The sequence below is a fragment of the Pseudomonas tehranensis genome (genome assembly GCF_014268615.1).
In the GTDB taxonomy this organism is placed as follows: Bacteria; Pseudomonadota; Gammaproteobacteria; order Pseudomonadales; family Pseudomonadaceae; genus Aquipseudomonas; species Aquipseudomonas tehranensis.
This window is the reverse complement of sequence record NZ_JABWQV010000297.1, coordinates 1-5,322: the sequence shown is the minus strand read 5'-3', so window position 1 is coordinate 5,322 and position 5,322 is coordinate 1. Positions and strand designations below refer to the sequence as shown.

Genomic DNA, 5,322 nt, shown 5'->3' with positions numbered 1-5,322 from the left:
CGCGAGCAAGCCCGCTCCCACATTGGATCTACGCCAAGCTCATATTCGTCGATCCTCATAAAAAGAAACCGGAGAAACACCATGTCGTTAAGCGTGTTCGACCTGTTCAAAATCGGCATCGGCCCCTCCAGTTCCCATACGGTCGGCCCGATGCGTGCCGCTGCCCGTTTCGTCGAAGGGCTGCGTCGTGATGACCTGCTCAACGCCATCACCAGCGTCAAGGTCGAGCTCTACGGCTCACTCGGCGCCACCGGCAAAGGCCACGGCAGTGACAAGGCCGTGTTGCTGGGCCTGGAAGGCGAACACCCGGATACCGTGGACACTGAAACGGTCGACGCCCGCTTGCGCGAGATTCGCAGCAACGGGCGCCTGAACCTGCTGGGTGAACACTGCATTGAATTCAACGAAAAACTGCACCTGGCGATGATTCGCAAGCCGCTGCCCTTTCACCCCAACGGCATGATTTTCCGCGCCTTCGATGCGGCGGGCCTGCAGGTGCGCAGCCGCGAGTATTACTCGGTGGGCGGCGGTTTTGTCGTCGACGAAAGCGCCGCCGGCGCCGACCGTATCGTCGAAGATGCCACCCCCCTGACCTTCCCGTTCAAAAGTGCCAAGGACCTGCTCGGCCACTGCACCACCTACGGCTTGTCCATCAGCCAGGTGATGCTGACCAACGAAAGCGCCTGGCGCCCCGAAGCCGAAACCCGCGCCGGCCTGCTGAAGATCTGGCAAGTGATGCAGGATTGCGTGGCGGCCGGCTGTCGCAACGAAGGCATCCTGCCGGGCGGGCTGAAGGTCAAGCGCCGGGCCGCGGCGCTGCACCGCCAGTTGTGCAAGAACCCCGAAGCCGCCCTCCGCGATCCATTGTCGGTGCTGGACTGGGTCAACTTGTACGCCCTGGCGGTCAACGAAGAAAACGCCTACGGCGGCCGCGTCGTCACCGCTCCAACGAACGGTGCGGCGGGGATCATCCCGGCCGTGCTGCATTACTACATGCGCTTCATCCCAGGAGCCAATGAAGACGGCGTCGTGCGATTCCTGCTGACCGCCGCCGCCATCGGCATCCTGTACAAGGAAAACGCCTCCATCTCCGGCGCCGAAGTAGGTTGCCAGGGTGAAGTCGGCGTGGCCTGTTCCATGGCCGCCGGCGCCCTGTGCGAAGTGCTCGGCGGTACCGTGCAGCAAGTGGAAAACGCCGCCGAGATCGGCATGGAACACAACCTCGGCCTGACCTGCGACCCCATCGGTGGCCTGGTGCAGGTGCCGTGCATCGAGCGCAATGCCATGGGCTCGGTGAAAGCCATCAATGCGGTGCGCATGGCCATGCGCGGCGACGGACATCACTTCGTGTCCCTCGACAAAGTCATCCGCACCATGCGCCAGACCGGCGCCGACATGAAAAGCAAATACAAGGAGACCGCCCGCGGCGGTCTGGCGGTCAACATCATCGAATGTTGATGCGCTTGCCTCACTTCTACATTTTTTCCAGGAGCTGATATGTCCACCGAACAACTGCTGAAGACCCCATTGCACGCCCTGCACCTCGAACTCGGCGCCCGCATGGTGCCGTTCGCCGGCTATGACATGCCGGTGCAATACCCATTGGGCGTGATGAAAGAGCACCAGCACACCCGCGATCAGGCCGGGCTGTTCGACGTGTCCCACATGGGCCAGATTCGCCTGAGCGGCGCAGACGCCGCCAAAGCCTTGGAAACCCTGGTGCCGGTGGACATCATCGACCTGCCGGTGGGCATGCAGCGCTATGCGATGTTCACCAACGAAAACGGCGGCATCCTCGACGACCTGATGGTCGCCAACCTAGGCAACAACGAGCTGTTCCTGGTGGTCAACGCGGCCTGCAAGGACCAGGACCTGGCCCACCTGCGCGCCCATATCGGCGATCAGTGCAGCATCGAGCCGCTGTTCGAAGCCCGCGCCCTCCTCGCCCTGCAAGGCCCGGCCGCCGTCACCGTGCTTGCGCGCCTGGCGCCAGACGTGGCGAAGATGACCTTCATGCAGTTCCAGCGCGTCACGCTGCTGGGCATGGACTGCTTTGTCAGCCGTTCGGGCTACACCGGTGAAGACGGTTTTGAAATCTCCGTACCCGCCGCCGATGCGGAAAAACTGGCCCGCGCGCTGCTAGCCGAACCGGAAGTGGCCGCCATCGGCCTTGGCGCCCGCGACTCCCTGCGCCTGGAAGCCGGCCTGTGCCTTTACGGCCATGACATGAACACCGAGACGACGCCAATCGAAGCCAGCCTGCTGTGGGCCATTTCCAAAGTGCGACGTGCCGATGGCGCCCGCGCTGGGGGGTTCCCTGGGGCTGAAACGGTGTTTGCCCAGCAACAGGGCGGCGTGAAGCGCAAACGTGTTGGCTTGCTGCCCCAGGAACGCACACCCGTGCGCGAAGGCGCTGAGGTCGTTAACGAGGCAGGCGAGATCATCGGTACGGTTTGCAGTGGCGGTTTCGGCCCATCGTTGGGCGGACCATTGGCGATGGGTTATCTGGACAGTGCCTATGTCGCACTGGACACGCCAGTTTGGGCCATGGTGCGTGGGAAAAAGGTGCCTTTGCTTGTAAGCAAAATGCCATTTGTGCCACAACGCTACTACCGCGGCTGATTGACTGTTTCTATACGTAACGCCGTTGCGTTATACGTGCACTAATGTGTAACGCAACCGCCATAAAAAGGTGCATCTACTCGTATTGGAATTGCACCTATAACGATTCAAAACAATTGAACTAGTCTATCAATAAGCCCAGCCCCGCAGCCCCTGCAAATGCCAGAATACCGAGCAAATACGGGCCCTTCAGAGGGGGTTGTTTTTTTGTTCCTAGTTGGCGTAGAGTCTGATCACTGTGTTTGCATGGGTCGCTTGGAATCGTGACCTGGGCAGTAGCTTATGAAGTTTGCTACATCCCGTTCGACGTCTCTTACTTTCCTGCAACCCAGCCCCAGTACTCTTTCATATGGAAGAGGCTGTCATTAATTTAGCGTCAAAGGAAATAAGAAAATGGCTGATCGTCAGAATGGTGTCGTCAAGTGGTTCAACGACGAAAAGGGTTTTGGGTTTATCACGCCTGACAGCGGTCCGGATCTGTTCGTACATTTCCGCGCCATTCAGGGCTCCGGCTTCAAGAGCCTGAAAGAAGGCCAGAAAGTCACTTTCGTTGCTGTGCAAGGCCAGAAAGGCATGCAGGCTGACGAGGTTCAGGCCGAAGGCTAAAGCTTTCGAGAAACAAAAAAGCCCCTGATTGATATCAGGGGCTTTTTTATGGGCGTAAATCCGTAAAATGGCTTCTTTTTCGGCCGAGACTGTCATGCCCAAACACCTGCTCATCCCCCAAGGCGAGTTCCCTCCCGCCACCCTGGGCCGTCGCCTGGCCGCGATGTTCTATGACTTTTTGCTGTGCACGGCCCTGCTGATCGTCACCGGTGGCGTCTACAAGATGATTCAGATGGCGATCATCGGCGAAGAAAAAATGCGCGCCCTCACCGATGCCGGCGCCCTGGACGGCGATCCTCTGCTGTCTACCGTGCTGCTGTTCGTGCTGTTCGGTTTCTTCGCCAAGTTTTGGACCCACAACGGCCAGACCCTGGGCATGCAGGTGTGGTGCATCCGCGTACAGAACGCCGATGGCACCGCTATCAGCCTGTGGCAGGCGCTGTTGCGGTTTGTGGTGTCGATTGCATCACTGCTGCTGGTGGGGCTGGGTTTTATCTGGTCGCTGTTCGACAAGCGCAAACGCACCTGGCATGACATCTACTCGGATACCCAACTGGTGCGGGTTCCCAAGAAGGCCAAGTAAGAACCTGCTCCCGCTAGGCTGCGCGTAGGATGCGTAGGAGCTGCCGAAGGCTGCGATCTTTTGATCTTTCGCTCAGGACTCAATTGTCTGGGAAGAGATCGCAGCCTCGTTGCACTCGACAGCTCCTACACCGCAGTCCCGCGGGAGCACGCTTGCACGCCACACAAAGCCCCTCAGCTCTCGGAATCTTCCAACAGCCTTGAACCTTTGGAAAGCCTCTACCTTTCAACAATCAAGCATTGCCCGCCAGCTTCATCCGCGCCGCCTGGGTGAAGTCCAGCATGCGCTTGAGCGGGCGAATGGCCTGGGGGATCAGCGCCGGGTCGACGAAGATCTCGTTGGTGCCTTCCTGCAGGCTCTTGAGCGTGCGCTCCAGGGTATTCATCGCCATCCACGGGCAGTGCGCGCAACTGCGGCAGGCCGCGCCGTTGCCGGCCGTGGGGGCTTCGATGAAGACCTTGTCGGGGCACAACTGCTGCATCTTGTAGAAGATGCCACGGTCAGTGGCGACGATCAGCGTTTTGTTCGGCAGGCTTTGGGCCGCGGCGATCAACTGGCTGGTGGAGCCCACCGCATCGGCCAGTTCAATCACCGAGGTCGGCGACTCAGGGTGCACCAGGATCGCGGCGTCCGGGTACAGCGCCTTCATGTCCTCCAACTGCTTGGACTTGAACTCTTCATGGACGATACAGGCGCCGTCCCAAAGCAGCATGTCGGCACCGGTCTTGCGCTGGATATAAGTACCCAGGTGCTTGTCGGGGCCCCAGATGATGGTCTCGCCGTTGTCCATCAGGCTCTCGACGATTTCCAGTGCGCAACTGGACGTCACCACCCAGTCGGCCCGGGCTTTGACCGCCGCCGACGTGTTGGCATAGACCACCACGGTACGCTCCGGGTGCTGGTCGCAGAACGCCGAGAACTCTTCCACCGGGCAGCCCAGGTCCAGGGAGCATGTGGCCTCCAGGGTTGGCATCAACACGCGTTTTTCGGGGTTGAGGATCTTGGCGGTTTCGCCCATGAACTTGACCCCGGCCACCACCACGGTCTTGGCCGGATGGGCGTTGCCGAAGCGGGCCATTTCCAGGGAGTCGGACACACAGCCCCCGGTCTCTTCGGCCAAGGCCTGGATGATCGGGTCGCAGTAGAAGTGCGCGACCAGCACCGCATCCTGAGCCTTGAGCTCGGCGGCGATGGCGGCGCGGTACCAGGCCTCTTGCTCGGCGGTCAGCGGTTTGGGCTGTTTGGCGTCGAGATGAGCCTGAACCAGAAGGCGTTCGGAAATTTGCGTCATGTTCGCAAGACCTGCAGGCGCGTTTTGCGCGAAAGTCGAGTATACACCCGGCTCCGGACCACTCGGGTACCGCCGGGAAAGTGGGTATCAATCAGGCACGGTATAGCGTGAAGCCGGCAAGGCTACAGAATAACCCGTCGTTGCAAAAGATCATTCTGACCTGTGCCACGCCCCAGAACCGGACGCGGCCCACCGTGGCGAGGGAGCTTGCTCCCGCTGG

Annotated in this window: 5 protein-coding genes; 4 read left to right on the top strand and 1 reads right to left on the bottom strand. The window is 60.4% G+C overall.

The window, feature by feature from the left end; all coding sequences use genetic code 11:
- Positions 1-81: 81 nt before the first annotated feature.
- The 4 genes from HU811_RS24395 (at position 82) to HU811_RS24380 (ending at position 3,811) form a co-directional block, all read left to right on the top strand.
- Entirely contained in the window at positions 82-1,458 is a 1,377-nt protein-coding gene (locus HU811_RS24395; RefSeq protein WP_186658541.1) for an L-serine ammonia-lyase, read from the top strand.
- Between the two features lie 39 nt (positions 1,459-1,497).
- The gene (gcvT, locus tag HU811_RS24390) at positions 1,498-2,622 is read left to right on the top strand and encodes a glycine cleavage system aminomethyltransferase GcvT (RefSeq protein WP_092393249.1); all 1,125 of its coding nucleotides are present in this window, start codon (positions 1,498-1,500) and stop codon (positions 2,620-2,622) included.
- A gap of 393 nt (positions 2,623-3,015) precedes the next feature.
- Positions 3,016-3,228 (top strand): cold-shock protein, encoded by a 213-nt coding sequence (locus HU811_RS24385; protein ID WP_186658537.1) that lies wholly within the window; start codon positions 3,016-3,018, stop codon positions 3,226-3,228.
- A gap of 94 nt (positions 3,229-3,322) precedes the next feature.
- Positions 3,323-3,811 carry an RDD family protein gene (locus HU811_RS24380; protein ID WP_092394867.1) on the top strand — a complete coding sequence of 163 codons (489 nt, stop codon included), beginning with the start codon at positions 3,323-3,325 and terminating at the stop codon, positions 3,809-3,811.
- 232 nt (positions 3,812-4,043) lie between these two features.
- Here HU811_RS24380 and nadA read toward each other — a convergent pair whose 3' ends face one another.
- On the bottom strand, positions 4,044-5,102 hold the full coding sequence (nadA, locus tag HU811_RS24375; RefSeq protein WP_047227049.1) for a quinolinate synthase NadA: 1,059 nt from the start codon (positions 5,100-5,102) through the stop codon (positions 4,044-4,046).
- Between the last annotated feature and the right edge of the window lie 220 nt (positions 5,103-5,322).

Coding starts and splice junctions, on each gene's coding strand:
- HU811_RS24385 (WP_186658537.1), top strand. CDS start 3,016: ATGGCTGATCGTCAGAATGGTGTCGTCAAGTGGTTCAACGACGAAAAG.
- nadA (WP_047227049.1), bottom strand. CDS start 5,102: ATGACGCAAATTTCCGAACGCCTTCTGGTTCAGGCTCATCTCGACGCC.
- HU811_RS24395 (WP_186658541.1), top strand. CDS start 82: ATGTCGTTAAGCGTGTTCGACCTGTTCAAAATCGGCATCGGCCCCTCC.
- HU811_RS24380 (WP_092394867.1), top strand. CDS start 3,323: ATGCCCAAACACCTGCTCATCCCCCAAGGCGAGTTCCCTCCCGCCACC.
- gcvT (WP_092393249.1), top strand. CDS start 1,498: ATGTCCACCGAACAACTGCTGAAGACCCCATTGCACGCCCTGCACCTC.